The organism is Pseudomonas sp. MWU12-2037 (assembly GCF_023242345.1).
Lineage (GTDB): Bacteria > Pseudomonadota > Gammaproteobacteria > Pseudomonadales > Pseudomonadaceae > Aquipseudomonas > Aquipseudomonas gingeri_D.
Window position 1 is genome coordinate 107,464 of record NZ_JALLIZ010000009.1, and the last position, 16,393, is coordinate 123,856.

Below are 16,393 nucleotides of genomic sequence, written 5' to 3' on the forward strand. Positions count from 1 at the left end.
GCGCGGCTTGAACCGTGCGATGCGTTTTTATTCGAGCCCGATGCCTGATCAGCTACCGGCGCCCCAGATACCACCCAGGCTCTTGAGCAGCGGACCACCGACACCCTGCTGTCCCAGGTATTGCAGGATCACCGGAGCAAACTGGCCGACCATGCCGCTGTCCATGCCCAGGGCACCGAAGGCCTTGTTCAGGTCACCGGTGTTCTGCACATTGCCCAGCGCGCTGCCCACCGCCGACGAGTTACCCGACTGGCCGAGCAAACCGCCCAGGCCGGACAGGACACCGCCGCCCGAGAGCTGGTCGAGCCCCGGCACGCTCTTGCTCAACTGCGAATAGTCGTTGCCGCTGAGTTTGTTCTTGGCCAGGCCGAGCATCGCACCGGTCCCCCCCACCGCCTGTTCCGGGGTGACGTGCAACTGCGACCCCAGGGTACTGAGCAGACCACTGGCCGGTGCCGCCGCATTGCCATTTTGCCCGCCTTGCATGGACGAAACCGCATTGGCCGCATCGTTCAGGCTGAACGCCGCAAACACCGGGGTAGCGGCGAATGCCAGGAGCGAAGCCAGTACAACACCGCGTGGAATCTTCATTGCAACACCTCGAAAGTCATCATGACCACCCGCCAGCAGGGACAGGCGCCGAACACTTGCCGTTGGAGTCAAAAAAACCGGACTTGTTCCGCACGCGCCGAATCCTCCTACCGTCCCCATAAAAAATTCAGCGGTCCCTGCATCCGATCCCCGCCCCCTTGCGTATATCAAGCACGGACAGAACTTCCTGGCCGACTTCATACCGACAAGGATTCCCCATCATGAAATGCACTTCGATCAAAGCGCCCCTGATTGCCAGCTTGTTGACCCTCGCGTTGTCCGCTGGCCTGGCCCAGGCGGCGAGCATGAGCATGGACCACGACAATGTGATGGTCGGCGGACAAAGCATGCTGCCGAGCAAGGACATCGTCGACAACGCGGTCAATTCCGCCGACCACACCACCCTGGTCGCCGCCGTGAAGGCCGCCGGACTGGTGCCGACCCTCAAGGGCCAGGGCCCGTTCACCGTCTTCGCCCCGGTCAACTCTGCCTTCGCCGCCCTGCCCGCCGGCACCGTCGACACCCTGCTCAAGCCGGAAAACAAAGGCACCCTGACCCATATCCTCACCTACCACGTGGTGGCCGGGAAACTGGACATGGCCGAACTGAGCAAGCGCATCAAGGCCGGCGGCGGCAAGACCGAGCTGACCACCGTGGCCGGCGGCAAGTTGTGGGCGATGATGAACGGCCCGCACAACATCGTGATCAAGGATGAGAAAGGCACCACCGCCGACATCACCACCTACGACGTGATGCAATCCAACGGCGTGATCCAGGTGATCGACAAGGTGCTGCTGCCCAAAAGCTGAGACTCGCCACACCGCCACTCTACCTGTAGGAGCCCGCTTGCGGGCGATGGACTCAAGAACGCCGGGGTGTTTCAGGCACCCCGCGTCATCGTTGACCTCCATCGCCCGCAAGCGGGCTCCTACAGGGGCGCGTTGACTGTAATAACTGGTCTATGGCCGAGGCCGTGTGACCTGTGAGGAAACCCCCATGAATGGAACAACCGCGTGCCGTGAACTACCCTCAGGCGGCAACGAGCGCACAGCGCGGCCCATACATCGTCTTTTGATTGTCTGGAGAACACCCATTTCCACCGCCGACGCCGATCAACTCAGGCAGCTGTTGGCCCAGTGCTCACTGGGTAACCGCCGCGCATTCGAGACGCTGTATCGTAGCGTCGCCCCACGCCTGCACGGTGTAGCCCTGCGTTGCCTGGGCCGCGCCGACCTGGCCGAAGAAATCCTCCAGGAGAGCTTCGTGCGCATCTGGAACAACGCTTCGCGTTACGAGGCCCACCTCTCGGCGCCCATGACCTGGATGACCAACATCACCCGTAACCTGGCCATCGATCAGTTGCGCAGGTTCCGCGAGGTGCCCCTGGTCGAGGGCCAGGAAGACAGCCTGGCCGACGACAGCCCCTCGGCCCACGAACTGCTCGACAGCGCCCGGGAGGCCAGTGCCCTGAACCGCTGCCTGGAGACCCTGGAAGGCATGCAACGCCAGTCGATCACCCTGGCTTACTTCCACGGTTTGTCCTACGCGGAACTGGCCGAACAACTGCCGGCGCCGCTGGGCTCGGTCAAATCCTGGATACGTCGCGGCATGGAACGCCTGCGCAGGTGCCTTGAATCATGAACTACCAGAACCCCCGCCTGCGCCGCGCCCTGGCCGCCGACTACGCCATCGGCGTGATGTCCAAGGCCGCGCGCCGGCGTTTCGAAGCACTGATGCGCGACGACGCCAAGCTGCGCGCCCAGGTCGCCGAGTGGCAGGAAAACCTGATGGCCCTGACCGAATCGGTGGCCGAACAGCCGGTGCCGGATCGGGTGTGGCAAGGCATCGTCGCGCGGATCGATCCGCAACGGCTGCACCTGCCTGAGAAACGGCCGTTCTGGAGTCGGTTGCGCATCCTCGCGGCGGCCTGTTCGCTGGTGCTGGTGGCGGCCCTGGGCGTGTTCTATAACCATGACCCGGTGAGCGCCAGCGCAACCCTGCTCAGCGGCACGCAAACCCCGGCATTGCGGGTCAAGGCCCATGCCGACTACCTGCAAGTGGAACCGCTGAGCCTGGCGGCGGTGACCGCCGACCGCAGCCTGGAATTGTGGGCGATTCCGGTGGGTGGCAAGCCGGTGTCCCTGGGGCTGGTGCCCAAGGAAGGCAAGGGGCGAGTGGAATTGAGCGAAGCACATAAGGCCTTGCTCGGCACCTCGGTGGTGCTGGCGGTCAGCCTCGAGCCGGCGGGCGGGTCACCAACCGGGCAACCGACCGGACCGGTGTTGTACCAGGGGCCGTTGGCGGCCCTCTGAACCCAAAAGCCGCGAGGTCCTTGCAGGATCGGCGGCGTTTCAGACCGACTACTCCGGAAGATATTCAATAGCCGCCTGTACCAGCGGCCGCGCCCATTGTGGTGTGTCCTGCAAGGCAACGGCATCTTCCGGATCCGGGAAAGTGATCTGTCCAGCCACCATCTCCAGAATCAGCACAGGGTCTGGAATATCTTCACCCGGTAAGACGTCGGCGCTGTTATCGAACACCTGCAAGTGCGCCAACAGCGGCATCAGACTGACCAGATTCGCTCGAGAGGATACCCAACGCTCGCGAATTTTCTTTTCCGCAATATCGTGACCACCGACGGACACGCGAAAACGTACCCGTTGTAGGTGCTGCTCCGCGGACGACAATCCGCAAAACAGCATCACCACGTCATGAGTGCGAGCGGCCTGAGCCAGCAAGCGCGCAATCGTGTTACCACCCAGCGTGGTTTCGAACGCGTAGTTACGCCCCTGGAGCAGTGCGGTTTCCAACAGGGAGCGGCCGTGCTCCCAAGCCAGGGCATTGGCCTGAGCAGGATCAATGCCCTGCGAGCCGACCAACTCACGTGCAAAACTATCCGGGTTGAACCAATCCAGCCCGTGTTCAGCCAGGAGCGCACCACCCACGGAGCTTTTACCTGCACCGTTGACACCAGCCAAGACGAAAATGTAAGGACGTTCGCTGGGTAATACTTCACTCATCAGTAGGAGGATCCTGCCTTGGGGCGCTTGCCCAGCTTGCCTTTGGCCGCCAGCAGTGAACGCACGCCAGTGACAGATTCAGGCTGTTGCAGAACCTCCAGGCGGGCATCGAAACGTTGGGTCAACTCCTCCAGGGCCGATTGCTCCCGGGCCTTGTAGGCTTGTACTTCGGCGATCAGCTGCTGATAGGTCTCGGCGGCCAGCAGCACCATTTCCACAGTCGAGTGGTTGGTCACCGCCACAGTGCCGGACTGATGGACCAGACGGACAACGTCGGCCCACTTGTTCTTCACCTGGGAGGCATTCTGGCGGGGCAGATCAAGGAGGTCAGGCAAGGCAATCATGGCATGTGCTCGCAAGCTGAGATGGCCAGCTCACTATAGCAACGCCGAAGCAATCTGGCTATTTTTGCCATATTCAGCTTTTTCAAGGTTTGTTTCGGCTAGAAGATAGCCGATCCTTAGATCCACCCATCAGAATGACCCGTAACAATTCCCCGCCTTGCGTCCTCAGAAGCCTGCGGCTTATAGTCCGCCGGTCGCCCTGATTGGCGATACGGGTTTGGCGACTCGTTAAACTCCCATGCGAAAGCTCTGTGCTTGTTTGCAGGTGCCTTCGCACCCGCAAAGCCGCTTTATGGCGGCTGTGCGCGGGAGACCTTCGGGTCTGCCGGCTTGGGAGTTTCCGGTTCGCCAACCTGCGTACAGCTGCCACCTTTCGTTTGGCGACGGATGTGTGGTGGCCTCGTCCTAAACTCCCGAGGTTTTACCCATGACGAAATACATCCCCCTCACCGCCATCGACTGCCTGATCCCCAGCCTGTTGATCTACGCCGAAAGCCCGACCGACGTGCTCCACGCCAACGCCGCCGCCCGCTTCCTCGCGGCGACACAGATGCTCGAAGCCCTGTCCCACATTGAATTGCACAACGCCAATGACATCGACTTCCAACATATCCTCCAGGTCCCCGCGATGGTCATGCGCGATGGCTGCGACCTGATGGATGTACTGGGCTGGCGGCTACGGGCCTGATCGCAGAATACGCAACGAAACAAAACTGTAGGAGCAGGGCTTGTCGGATCGCCGCACCGCCGCGAAGAGGCCCTTGAGATCGCTAAAAGCTTCGCGGGCAAGCCCTGCTCCTACAGAAACGATGTGCTGCCAACAACCGTGTACCGCCGAAATATCGACCAAAAGGTCCTCATCCAAACTGGATTCGCGCCCACTAAAAAGGGCGACCGAAGTCGCCCTTTTTCCGTCTTGCCCTTTACTGCTTACGCCGCGCTGAACAGCTTGTGCGGGTCGATCACGAACTTCTTCGGCACGCCCGCATCGAACTCGCCGTAGCCCTTCGGTGCGTCATCCAGGCTGATGACCTGGACACCGACGATCTCGGCAATATTGATCCGATCCCACATGATCGCCTGCATCAGCTGGCGGTTGTACTTCATCACCGGGGTCTGGCCGGTGTGGAAGCTGTGGGACTTGGCCCAACCGAGGCCGAAGCGGATGCTCAGGCTGCCCATTTTCGCGGCAGCATCCACCGCACCCGGATCTTCGGTCACGTACAGGCCCGGAATACCGATCTTGCCCGCCACCCGGACCACGCCCATCAGCGAGTTGAGCACGGTGGCCGGAGCCTCGTGCTTCACGCCTTCATGGCCGTGACCACGGGCTTCGAAGCCCACGGCATCGACGGCGCAATCCACTTCAGGTTCGCCCAACAGCGCGGCGATCTGTTCGTGCAGCGGGGTGTCCTTGGACAGGTCGGCGATTTCGAAACCCTGGGCCTTGGCGTGGGCCAGGCGGATCGGGTTGACGTCACCGATGATCACCACCGCCGCGCCCAGCAGGCGGGCCGAAGCCGCCGCCGCGAGGCCGACCGGACCGGCACCGGCGATGTATACGGTGCTGCCTGGACCAACACCCGCGGTGACCGCGCCGTGGTAGCCGGTAGGCAGGATGTCGGAGAGGCAGGTCAGGTCGCGGATCTTCTCCATGGCCTTGTCGCGATCCGGCAGCTTGAGCAGGTTGAAGTCGGCGTACGGCACCAGCACGTATTCGGCCTGGCCACCGGTCCAGTCGCCCATGTCGACATAACCGTAGGCACCGCCGGCACGGGCCGGGTTGACGGTCAGGCAGACGCCGGTGTGTTGCTCCTTGCAGGAACGGCAGCGTCCGCAAGCCACGTTGAAAGGGACCGAGACCAGGTCGCCGAGTTTCAGGTTCTCGACGTCGCTGCCCTTCTCGATCACTTCACCGGTGATTTCATGACCCAGGACCAGGCCGGTCTGGGCAGTGGTACGGCCACGGACCATATGCTGGTCCGAACCACAGATGTTGGTGGAGACAACGCGCAGGATGACACCGTGCTCAATCTTCCTGCCGCGTGGGTCCTGCATTTTCGGATAGTCGATTTTCTGCACCTCGACCTTGCCATTGCCGAGATACACCACACCACGATTGCCAGACATGCTTTCACCTCGCTGTTGTTTTTATGTAGCAACACGTTGCCAGGGGGCAGCGCGTAGATTGCTCGGGTTATTGCCTGTGGTTGTTGCGTTGTTCTTGCAGACCTCATCGCCGGCAAGCCGGCTCCTACAGGGGTATTGCTTCACGGCAGGCACCGCGTCCTCTGTGGGAGCCGGCTTGCCGGCGATGAGGCCGGCACCGGCAGCAAAAAAATCAGAGAACGACCGTCCTGTTGGCGTTCAAGAAAACTCGCCGCTCAATGTGATAACCCACCGCCCGGGCCAGAGTCAGCCCTTCGATATCGCGGCCCTTGGCGATCAGGTCCTCGGGGTAATGACTGTGGTCCACCGCTTCCACGCCCTGGGCAATGATCGGGCCTTCGTCCAGGTCGTTGTTGATGTAGTGCGCGGTGGCCCCCACCAGTTTCACACCCTTGTTATAGGCCTGGTGATAGGGCTTGGCGCCCTTGAAGCCGGGCAGCAACGAGTGGTGGATATTGATGGCCTTGCCGTCGAGCTTGCGACACAGCTCGGGCGAGAGCACCTGCATATAGCGGGCGAGAATCACCAGCTCCGCACCGGACTCCTCGATCACCTGCCAGACCTGGCGTTCCTGGCCCGGCTTGTCGTTCGGGTCCAGCGGGAAATGGTAGTAGGGAATCTGGTGCCAGTCGGCCAGGGGCTTGAGGTCCGGGTGGTTGGAGACCACGGCGGCCACGTCCATGGACAATTGGCCGATGCGCTGGCGGTAGAGCAGGTCGTTGAGGCAGTGATCAGCCTTGGAGACCATGATCACCACTTTCGGCCGGTAGTTCGGCGCGGTCAGTTCGAACAGCATGCCGAAGGACTCGCCGCGCAGGGCGAGGCCGGCGCGGAAGGCCAGTTCGTCGAAACCGTCGGGCTGGCGAAACTCCACGCGAATGAAGAAACGCCCCGAGAGGCGGTCATCGAACGAGTGGTGCTCGGTGACGTAGCAGCCCTGCTCGAACAGATAGCGGGTCACCGCATCCACCGTGCCGAGCACGCTGGGGCAGTCGGCGGTCAAAATCCATGTATCGGGGGCGCGGCTCATTGCTTGACTCCTGTTCGTGAGGGGCAACCGCCAAGCGGTTGATCGCGAGCCTCTTGGTAGAGAACTCCAGGCAATCCTTACCCTTGTATACGACACCAAACCCTGTAGGAGCCAGCTTGCTGGCGATGGAGGCCAACGATAACGCTGGGCGCCTGAAACACTGCGGCGCCCGTGAGTCCATCGCCAGCAAGCTGGCTCCTACAGATCACACAAAACCTCAGGCCTGGACGCTGAGACCGTACTCGGCCGCCGCATCCTGCAACCACAACCACCAGTAATCCGAGAAGCTGCGACGGATCACCAGCTCCCAGGTGTCTTCGGCGGTGTGGCGGATCATCAGTTGCGACTTGGCGAACACCGTCCCGACGGCTTTACCCACCGGAAAGCTGTTCGGGTGCACGTCATAGCTGGTGGACTTCATCAGCACCTGGCGCACGTTCGGGCCGCTCAGCTCCAGCAGTTGCTGGCCGCCGCTGACATTGACGATAGCGATATGCAGGTCGCCCAGGGCTTCGCGCAGCGCCTTCTCGGCAGCGAACTCTTCGCCACTCGGGACGATCAGCAGCCACTCGTCAGGGCCAAGCCATTGCAGGCTGGTATCGCCCTTGGCAACCACGGTCAGTGCCACGGGCAGTTCCAGGCCCAGGGCCTTGTGCACGCCGGCGGCGAAGGCCGCGTCATGGCCATCGCCACGAATGGTCAGGTGACCGAGCAATTTTTTTTCCCGCACGGTGACACCGGCGTTCTTGCGGCCTTTACCCACCAGGCTGGCGAGGTCGGCATGGTGCAACGACGACTCGGCCTTGGCCCCGGAAGTCGGGCGTTGTTGGTAAACGTTGGCTGTGGTCATGTGAAACACCTGTGTTGAATTCTGTCTTTGCGGTTGTCCGTGGACCCTGTGGTGACTGTGCTGCCGTCATCGCCAGCAAGCCGGCTCCTACAAAAGTCCGCGTCCGACCTCAATTCTGTGCCTTACCGAAACCTGTAGGAGCCGGCTTGCTGGCGATCCGTACAACGCGGTGCCCGGATCGCTGGCAAACCCTCTCCCACAAGGAGCACCTCAGATGTTCTGGCGATCACCCTTCGGATCGAAGAACACCGAAGAAACGATTTCCGCCTCGATCACGCTGCCATCGGCCAGCGGTGCGAACACCCGCTCGCCCATGCGCTTCAGGCCGCCCTTGACCACCGCCATGGCAAACGAATAGCCAAGGGAGTTGTGGGCATAGCTGGAGGTCACGTGACCGACCATTTTCATCGGGATCGTCTGCTTGGTGTCGAACACCAGCTGGGCGCCTTCCGGCAGCCACTTGGTCGGATCGATCGGCTTGAGCCCGACCAACTGCTTGCGCTCTTCACGCACGCAGTCTTCACGGTTCATCCCGCGCCAGCCGATCCAGGAGAACGGCTTGGTCCGGCCGACACACCAGCCCATGTTCAGGTCGTCCGGGGTCATCGAGCCGTCAGTGTCCTGGCCGACGATGATGAAACCCTTCTCGGCCCGCAGCACGTGCATGGTCTCGGTGCCGTACGGGGTCAGGTTGTACTGCTTGCCCGCCTCGACGATTTTCTCCAGCACACCCATGGCGTAGTCGGCCTGGACGTTGACCTCATAGGACAGCTCGCCGGTAAAGGAGATCCGGAACACCCGCGCCGGCACACCGCCGACCAGGCCTTCTTTCCAGGTCATGAACGGGAACGCGTCCTTGTCCAGGTCGATGTCGGTCACTTCGCTGAGCAGCTTGCGGCTGTTCGGCCCGGACAGGGTCATGGTCGCCCAGTGGTCGGTCACGGAGGTGAAGTACACCTTCATGTTCGGCCACTCGGTCTGGTGGTAGAGCTCCAGCCACTGCAGGACGCGAGCCGCGCCGCCGGTGGTGGTGGTCATCAGGAAGTGGTTGTCGGCCAGACAGGCGGTGACGCCGTCGTCGAAGACCATGCCGTCTTCCTTGCACATCAAGCCGTAGCGCGCCTTGCCCACGTCGAGCTTGGTCCAGGCGTTGGTGTAGATACGGTTGAGGAATTCACGGGCGTCCGGGCCCTGGATATCGATCTTGCCCAGGGTCGAGGCGTCGAGCAGGCCAACGCTGTCACGCACGGCCTTGCACTCACGCTTGACCGCCGCGTGCAGGTCTTCGCCGTTGCGCGGGAAGTACCATGGACGTTTCCATTGACCCACGTCCTCGAACTCGGCGCGCTGCTTCACATGCCAGGCCTGCAAGGCGGTGTAGCGCACCGGCTCGAAGATATGCCCGCAGTGACGGCCGGCGACCGCGCCGAAAGTCACCGGCGTATAGTTCGGGCGGAACATGGTGGTGCCCATCTGCGGGATGGTCACGTTCAACGAACGGGCGGCGATGGCCAGGCCGTTGACGTTGCCCAACTTGCCCTGGTCGGTGCCGAAGCCCAGCGCGGTGTAGCGCTTGACGTGTTCGACCGACTCGAAGCCCTCGCGGGTCGCCAGTTCGATGGCGGCGGCGGTGACGTCGTTCTGCAGGTCGACGAATTGCTTCGGCGCCCGTGCGGTAGCTTTTTCATGGGGCACCTGGAACAGCGCCAGGGTCGGCTCTTCCAGACGCGACAGGGCTTTGGGCAGCACGCCTTCGACCGCCTTGAAACCGGCTTCGCTGGCCGCGCGAACGCCGCCTTCAAAACCGTCGGCCAAGGCATCGGCCAAGCCGTAGACGCCGTTGATACCGCCGACGCACACGCGTTTCTGCGGTGCTTCGCCCGGTACGAAACCGAGGATATCTTCACGCCAGGTCGGTTTGCCGCCCAGGTGCGAGGCCAGGTGAACCACCGGGCTGTAGCCGCCGGAGCTGGCCACCAGGTCGCACTCCAGCCACTCGCCAGGACTGGTGACTTTATGAGCCTTGACGTCGATGGCGGCGACGCGCGCCGCAGTCACGTGCTTGCTGCCACGGGCTTCGATCACGGCGCTGCCGGTGAGGATACGAATCCCCTTGGCCCGCGCCTCTTCCACCAGTGCGCCGCGCGGGTTGCTGCGGGCATCGGCGATAGCCACCACTTGCAGGCTGGCATCGAGCCAGTCCAAAGCCACGCGATAGGCGTGATCGTTGTTGGTGCTCAGCACCAGCTTCTTGCCCGGGGCCACGCCGTAACGGCGGACGTAGGTCGAAACGGCACCGGCGAGCATATTGCCCGGCACGTCGTTGTTGCCGTAGACCAGCGGACGCTCATGGGTACCGGTGGCCAGGACCACGCGCTTGGCGCGAACCCGGTGGATACGCTGACGCACCTGGCCGATCGGCGCACGGTCACCGAGGTGATCGGTGAGGCGCTCGTGAATGGTCAGGAAGTTGTGGTCGTGGTAGCCGTTGACGGTGGCGCGCGGCAACAGCAGGACGTCCGGCAGGCCTTTCAATTCGGCGATAACGCTGGCGACCCACTCGGCCGCCGGCTTGCCATCGAGGCTTTCGCGCGAATCGAGCAGGCTGCCACCGAACTCTTCCTGTTCATCGGCCAGGATCACCCGCGCACCGCTGCGCGCGGCGGCCAGTGCTGCGGCCAGACCGGCAGGGCCGGCACCGACGATCAGCACGTCGCAGTGCTGGTTCATGTAGTCGTAGGTGTCCGGATCGTTCTCGGTCGGCGAGCGACCGAGGCCCGCGGCCTTGCGGATGTACTTCTCGTAGGTCATCCAGAACGACTGCGGGTACATGAAGGTCTTGTAGTAGAAGCCCGGTGGCATCAGCTTGCCGCCGACCTTGCCGAGAATCCCCATCATGTCGTTGTTGACGCTCGGCCAGCCGTTGGTGCTGGTGGCCACCAGGCCCTGATACAGCGCTTGCTGGGTGGCACGCACGTTAGGAATCTGGGTCGCTTCGGTGGCGCCGAGTTGCAGGACCGCGTTCGGCTCTTCGGCGCCGGCGGCAAAGATGCCCCGTGGCCGGGAATACTTGAAGCTGCGACCGACGATATCCACACCGTTGGCGAGCAACGCGGCGGCCAGGGTGTCGCCTTCAAAGCCTTTGTAGACCTGGCCGTTGAAGGTGAAGCTCAAGACTTTGTTGCGGTCGATCCGACCACCGTTGGACAGGCGATTGACCTGGCTCATACCTTCTCTCCCACAGCCGCGCCGGGCACTTTCGAACTGTCTGCTTTAGCGGTGAATTGCGGCTTCTCGCCAATCTTGTAGCTTTCGAGAATCTCGTAGGTAACGGTGTCGCGGGTCACGTTGAAATACTGACGGCAACCGGCAACGTGGTCCCACAGCTCGTGGTGCAGGCCGCGGGGGTTGTCGCGGAAGAACATGTAGTCGCCCCACTGCTCGTCGGTGCAGGTGCCCGGGTCCAGTGGACGCGGGATATGCGCCTGGCCGGAAGCGTGGAATTCCTCTTCGGAGCGCAGCTCGCCGCAATGAGGACAGAAGATATGCAACATAGGGATTTCTCCTGTTAGTGGGCGACCGCAGCAGCACCGTGTTCGTCGATCAACGCACCGTTGTGGAAACGGTCGATGGAGAAGGGAGCGGCCAACGGGTGCATTTCACCCTTGGCCAGGCTCGCGGCAAACACGTTGCCCGAGCCAGGTGTGGCCTTGAAGCCGCCGGTGCCCCAACCGCAGTTGAAGAACATGTTCGGGACCGGGGTTTTCGAAATGATCGGGCAGGCGTCCGGGGTGGTGTCGACGATGCCGCCCCACTGGCGGTTCATGCGCACGCGGGACAACACCGGGAACATCTCGACGATGGCCTGGATGGTGTGCTCGATCACCGGGTACGAACCACGCTGGCCGTAGCCGTTGTAGCCGTCGATACCGGCACCGATCACCAGGTCGCCCTTGTCGGACTGGCTGATGTAGCCGTGCACGGCGTTGGACATGATCACGCTGTCGATAATCGGCTTGATCGGCTCGGACACCAGCGCTTGCAGCGGGTGCGATTCGATCGGCAGGCGGAAACCGGCCAGCTTGGCCATATGCCCGGAGTTACCGGCGGTGACCACACCGACGCGCTTGGCGCCGATAAAGCCCTTGTTGGTTTCGACACCAATGCACACGCCGTTTTCCTTGCGGAAACCGATCACTTCGGTCTGCTGGATCAGGTCCACGCCGAGGGCGTCGGCCGCACGGGCGAAGCCCCAGGCCACGGCATCGTGGCGGGCCACGCCGCCGCGACGCTGGACGGTAGCGCCCATCACCGGGTAACGGGCGTTCTTCGAGCAGTCCAGATACGGAATCTCGTCCGCCACCTGCTGGGCGTTGAGCAGTTCGCCGTCGACGCCATTGAGGCGGTTGGCGCTGACCCGACGCTCCGAATCACGGATGTCCTGCAGGGTGTGGCAGAGGTTGTAGACACCGCGCTGGGAGAACATCACGTTGTAGTTCAGGTCCTGGGACAGGCCTTCCCACAATTTCATCGCGTGTTCGTACAGGTGCGCCGACTCGTCCCACAGGTAGTTGGAACGCACGATGGTGGTGTTACGGGCGGTGTTGCCGCCGCCCAACCAGCCCTTCTCGACCACGGCCACGTTGGTGATGCCGTGTTCCTTGGCCAGGTAGTAGGCGGTCGCCAGACCATGCCCGCCACCACCGACGATGACCACGTCATAGACCTTTTTCGGGGTCGGCGTGCGCCACATTTTCTGCCAGTTTTCGTGATGGCTGAGAGAGTGCTTGAAGAGGCCGAAGCCCGAATAGCGTTGCATAGTCATTTACTCCAAAACCGCTCTCAGCGATAAACCGGGAAATCCGCGCACAGGGCTGTCACGTGCTTGGCGACGTTCGCTTCGACATCGGCGTCGCCGAGGTTGTCGAGGATGTCGCAGATCCAGCCCGCCAGTTCAACGCACTGGGTCACTTTGAACCCACGGCTGGTGACGGCCGGGGTACCGATGCGCAGACCGGAAGTGACAAACGGCGACTGTGGATCGTTCGGCACGGCGTTCTTGTTCACGGTGATATGGGCACGGCCCAGGGCGGCATCGGCCTCTTTGCCGGTCAGGCCCTGACGGATCAGGCTGACCAGGAACAGGTGGTTGTCGGTACCGCCGGACACTACATCGTAGCCGCGTTTGATAAATACGCCCGCCATGGCCTGGGCGTTATCGATCACTTGCTGCTGGTAGACCTTGAAGCTCGGCTCCAGGGCTTCCTTGAAGCTCACCGCCTTGGCGGCGATCACGTGCATCAGCGGGCCGCCCTGGCCGCCGGGGAATACCGCGGCGTTGAATTTCTTTTCCAGTTCTTCGTTGGCCTTGGCCAGGATCAGGCCGCCACGGGGACCGCGCAGGGTCTTGTGGGTGGTGGTGGTGACCACGTCGGCGTAGGGCAGCGGGTTCGGGTACAGGCCGGCGGCGACCAGACCGGCCACGTGGGCCATGTCGACGAAGAAGTAAGCACCGACCTTGTCGGCGATTTCACGGAAGCGTGGGAAATCGAGGGTTTTCGAGTAGGCCGAGAAACCGGCGATAATCATTTTCGGCTTGTGCTCGACGGCCAGGCGCTCGACTTCGTCGTAGTCAATCAAGCCGGTGGTGGTGTCGATGCCGTACTGCACGGCGTTGTAGAGTTTGCCGGAGAAGCTGACCTTGGCGCCGTGGGTCAGGTGACCGCCGTGGGCCAGGCTCATGCCCAGCACGGTGTCGCCGGCGTTGAGCAGGGCCAGGTAGACCGCGGCGTTGGCCTGGGAACCGGAGTGCGGCTGGACGTTGACGTAATCGGCGCCGAACAGTTGCTTGGCGCGTTCGATGGCCAGGGCCTCGACCTTGTCCACGTGTTCGCAACCGCCGTAGTAGCGCTTGCCCGGATAACCTTCGGCGTATTTGTTGGTCAGGCCGCTGCCCTGGGCCTGCATGACGCGCTTGCTGGTGTAGTTTTCCGACGCGATCAGCTCGATATGATCTTCCTGGCGCTGCTCCTCGGCATTCATGGCCGCCATCAGTGCATCGTCATAACCCTGGATCTGGTCTTGCTTGCTGAACATCGCGTCTCTCCCAGCGGCGGCGGTGCGCCATTTTTATCAGTGGGGCCGTTGCCTGACGGCAGTGCCCTTTGAATGCGATGGTAGGGCCGACGCAGACCGATCAAATGCCTATGGACGCCACGCAAAGGTGCGTTTACGACATGGCTTGGCGCGCTGAGATAGTCGAGGGCCGAACAGCGTCTGGAACAGGGATATTGAAAACGCCACAACCCCTGTAGGAGCTGGGCTTGCCCGTGAAGAGGCCGGTGCGGGCTATCCGAAAGATCGGGTTGATAATACCGACGCCTTCGCGGGCAAGCCGGAACGCCGGACCGCCTGCTCCTACAAGGACAGCGTCAACCTTTCGATCTATAGAGGCTTTTCCTACGGAAACTGTGCCTGTGCGATAAGGTCAATTCTGGTTACAGTGCGCACCATAATCGTTCACAAGGACCGGGCCATGACCGACAAGAGCCAACAATTCGCCAGCGACAACTATTCCGGTATCTGCCCCGAGGCCTGGGCCGCCATGGAACAGGCCAACCACGGCCACCAGCGCGCCTACGGCGACGACGAATGGACCCAGCGCGCCGCCGACGGCTTCCGCCAGCTGTTCGAAACCGACAGTGAAGTGTTCTTCGCCTTCAACGGCACCGCGGCCAACTCCCTGGCCCTGTCGTCGTTGTGCCAGAGCTACCACAGCGTGATCTGCTCGGAGACCGCCCACGTCGAGACCGACGAGTGCGGCGCGCCGGAGTTTTTCTCCAACGGCTCCAAGCTGCTCACCGCGCGCACCGAAAACGGCAAGCTGACCCCGGACTCGATCCGCGAAATCGCCCTCAAGCGCCAGGATATCCACTACCCCAAGCCGCGCGTGGTGACCCTGACTCAAGCGACCGAAGTCGGCAGCGTCTACACCCCGGATGAAATCCGCGCCATCAGCGCCACTTGCAAGGAACTCGGCCTGCACCTGCACATGGACGGCGCGCGGTTCTCCAATGCCTGCGCCTACCTCGGCTGCACCCCGGCCGAACTGACCTGGAAGGTCGGCGTCGACGTGCTGTGCTTCGGCGGCACGAAAAACGGCATGGCGGTGGGTGAAGCGATCCTGTTCTTCAATCACGACCTGGCGGTGGATTTCGACTACCGCTGCAAGCAGGCCGGGCAGTTGGCCTCGAAAATGCGCTTTCTCTCGGCGCCCTGGGTCGGCCTGCTGGAAAACGACGCCTGGCTCAAGCACGCACGCCACGCCAACCACTGCGCGCAGTTGCTCAGCAGCCTGGTCAAGGATATTCCCGGTGTGGAACTGATGTTCCCGGTGGAGGCCAATGGCGTGTTCCTGCAACTGTCAGAATCGGCCATCGCCGCGCTGACTGCCAAGGGCTGGCGCTTCTACACCTTCATCGGCAAGGGCGGCGCGCGCTTCATGTGCTCGTGGGACACCGAGGAAGCACGGGTACGGGAACTGGCGGCGGATATTCGGGAAGTCATGTCGATCTGACCCGACCGCTTTTAATCGCGCTTTATCTTAAGATAAAGCGCGATATATCAGGTCGACCTCTTCAACCCACAGACACACCAGTTTTTTTATAACCTTTAATAATAAAACCCTCTCCTCTGATCGGCGATGGAAATAATCCATCTCCAAATACTCAGCCGTAAAAAATAAAACCTATAAAAAACAATCTCTACTCTCCGCCATATCACCTCAAGTTCGAGAACATAAAAGCCCTGCCACGTCTACTGTCAGTTCTGACAGTAGACGCTGTCCCGCACGTCAAAATAATATCGGTGCGACCTTGAGCGATGAGACAGGCAGTGAGCGCTCGGCAGTATCGATTAAGGCATAGGAAATAACCCTACCTGGAATAAATAATTGAGGTTACTTGCCATGCCACAACCACTAGAAATTCTGATTTTCTTCGACAATCTTCCGCAATTTGAAGTTCCAACCAATGAAGCGCACCGTGAGATTCTTGTTAGCGCACAGGTCGGTGATTATATCGCCGTACGTATTAACGGTCAGAATCACCATGGAAATGTAACCGAGAAGGCTCTCCTGCAAAATCTAAGTTTCAGTTGGGATCTTGTTTTATTCGTACAAACATCTCCAACACCAACCCATATTGAGACACTTCTAAAACGCCCAGCCTGAATGCCATAGCCCTGGTGCCGGGTATGCCGGGTTCATTTATCCAAGGGAGGTCGTCAATACGGCTCACCGGTTCAACACGGATAAATGAACCCTCCATATAAGCGGGCCTTGATCGCCGTCAACGTTCCCTATTCGGCCCAAGACAGCCAATACGGCCCC

The 16,393-nt window shown here is 61.6% G+C and carries 16 protein-coding genes; 6 read left to right on the top strand and 10 right to left on the bottom strand.

Annotation, left to right across the window (positions count from 1 at the left end):
* Positions 1–48 precede the first annotated feature (48 nt).
* Positions 49–591, bottom strand: a complete 543-nt coding sequence (locus tag M5B42_RS18000) for a DUF2780 domain-containing protein (RefSeq protein WP_248746607.1) — start codon at positions 589–591, stop codon at positions 49–51.
* 221 nt (positions 592–812) lie between these two features.
* Here M5B42_RS18000 and M5B42_RS18005 point away from each other — a divergent pair, with 221 nt between their 5' ends.
* The 3 genes from M5B42_RS18005 (at position 813) to M5B42_RS18015 (ending at position 2,903) form a co-directional block, all read left to right on the top strand.
* Positions 813–1,400, top strand: coding sequence for a fasciclin domain-containing protein (locus tag M5B42_RS18005; RefSeq protein WP_248746608.1), 588 nt, complete (start codon positions 813–815; stop codon positions 1,398–1,400).
* 187 nt (positions 1,401–1,587) lie between these two features.
* Positions 1,588–2,232, top strand: coding sequence for a sigma-70 family RNA polymerase sigma factor (locus M5B42_RS18010; protein ID WP_248746609.1), 645 nt, complete (start codon positions 1,588–1,590; stop codon positions 2,230–2,232).
* Positions 2,229–2,903, top strand: coding sequence for an anti-sigma factor (locus M5B42_RS18015; RefSeq protein WP_248746610.1), 675 nt, complete (start codon positions 2,229–2,231; stop codon positions 2,901–2,903). The genes M5B42_RS18010 and M5B42_RS18015 overlap by 4 nt, the downstream gene beginning before the upstream one ends.
* Positions 2,904–2,951: 48 nt before the next feature.
* On the opposite strand, the gene M5B42_RS18020 is transcribed toward M5B42_RS18015, so the two are convergent.
* Positions 2,952–3,611, bottom strand: a complete 660-nt coding sequence (locus M5B42_RS18020; RefSeq protein WP_248746611.1) for an AAA family ATPase — start codon at positions 3,609–3,611, stop codon at positions 2,952–2,954.
* Complete coding sequence (locus M5B42_RS18025) at positions 3,611–3,955, bottom strand: type II toxin-antitoxin system Phd/YefM family antitoxin (RefSeq protein WP_103499646.1); 345 nt, start codon at positions 3,953–3,955, stop codon at positions 3,611–3,613. Before M5B42_RS18025 ends, M5B42_RS18020 begins: the two co-directional genes overlap by 1 nt.
* A gap of 427 nt (positions 3,956–4,382) precedes the next feature.
* Here M5B42_RS18025 and M5B42_RS18030 point away from each other — a divergent pair, with 427 nt between their 5' ends.
* The gene (locus M5B42_RS18030; RefSeq protein ID WP_248746612.1) at positions 4,383–4,643 is read left to right on the top strand and encodes a short-chain dehydrogenase; all 261 of its coding nucleotides are present in this window, start codon (positions 4,383–4,385) and stop codon (positions 4,641–4,643) included.
* A gap of 242 nt (positions 4,644–4,885) precedes the next feature.
* On the opposite strand, the gene fdhA is transcribed toward M5B42_RS18030, so the two are convergent.
* The 7 genes from fdhA to glyA form a co-directional block, all read right to left on the bottom strand.
* On the bottom strand, positions 4,886–6,085 hold the full coding sequence (fdhA, locus tag M5B42_RS18035) for a formaldehyde dehydrogenase, glutathione-independent (protein ID WP_103498198.1): 1,200 nt from the start codon (positions 6,083–6,085) through the stop codon (positions 4,886–4,888).
* Positions 6,086–6,296: 211 nt separating this feature from the next.
* On the bottom strand, positions 6,297–7,154 hold the full coding sequence (gene purU / locus M5B42_RS18040; protein ID WP_248746613.1) for a formyltetrahydrofolate deformylase: 858 nt from the start codon (positions 7,152–7,154) through the stop codon (positions 6,297–6,299).
* A gap of 217 nt (positions 7,155–7,371) precedes the next feature.
* Positions 7,372–8,004, bottom strand: a complete 633-nt coding sequence (gene soxG / locus M5B42_RS18045) for a sarcosine oxidase subunit gamma family protein (protein WP_100938565.1) — start codon at positions 8,002–8,004, stop codon at positions 7,372–7,374.
* A gap of 210 nt (positions 8,005–8,214) precedes the next feature.
* The gene (locus tag M5B42_RS18050) at positions 8,215–11,232 is read right to left on the bottom strand and encodes a sarcosine oxidase subunit alpha (RefSeq protein ID WP_248746614.1); all 3,018 of its coding nucleotides are present in this window, start codon (positions 11,230–11,232) and stop codon (positions 8,215–8,217) included.
* On the bottom strand, positions 11,229–11,558 hold the full coding sequence (locus tag M5B42_RS18055; protein ID WP_100938567.1) for a sarcosine oxidase subunit delta: 330 nt from the start codon (positions 11,556–11,558) through the stop codon (positions 11,229–11,231). Before M5B42_RS18055 ends, M5B42_RS18050 begins: the two co-directional genes overlap by 4 nt.
* Before the next feature lie 14 nt (positions 11,559–11,572).
* Positions 11,573–12,823 carry a sarcosine oxidase subunit beta gene (locus M5B42_RS18060; protein ID WP_100938568.1) on the bottom strand — a complete coding sequence of 417 codons (1,251 nt, stop codon included), beginning with the start codon at positions 12,821–12,823 and terminating at the stop codon, positions 11,573–11,575.
* A gap of 23 nt (positions 12,824–12,846) precedes the next feature.
* Entirely contained in the window at positions 12,847–14,100 is a 1,254-nt protein-coding gene (glyA, locus tag M5B42_RS18065; RefSeq protein WP_248746615.1) for a serine hydroxymethyltransferase, read from the bottom strand.
* 439 nt (positions 14,101–14,539) lie between these two features.
* On the opposite strand from glyA, the gene M5B42_RS18070 reads away from it, so the two are divergent.
* Positions 14,540–15,580 (top strand): low specificity L-threonine aldolase, encoded by a 1,041-nt coding sequence (locus tag M5B42_RS18070; protein ID WP_248746616.1) that lies wholly within the window; start codon positions 14,540–14,542, stop codon positions 15,578–15,580.
* 390 nt (positions 15,581–15,970) lie between these two features.
* Positions 15,971–16,234 (top strand): hypothetical protein, encoded by a 264-nt coding sequence (locus M5B42_RS18075; RefSeq protein WP_248746617.1) that lies wholly within the window; start codon positions 15,971–15,973, stop codon positions 16,232–16,234.
* The last annotated feature ends 159 nt before the right edge of the window (positions 16,235–16,393 follow it).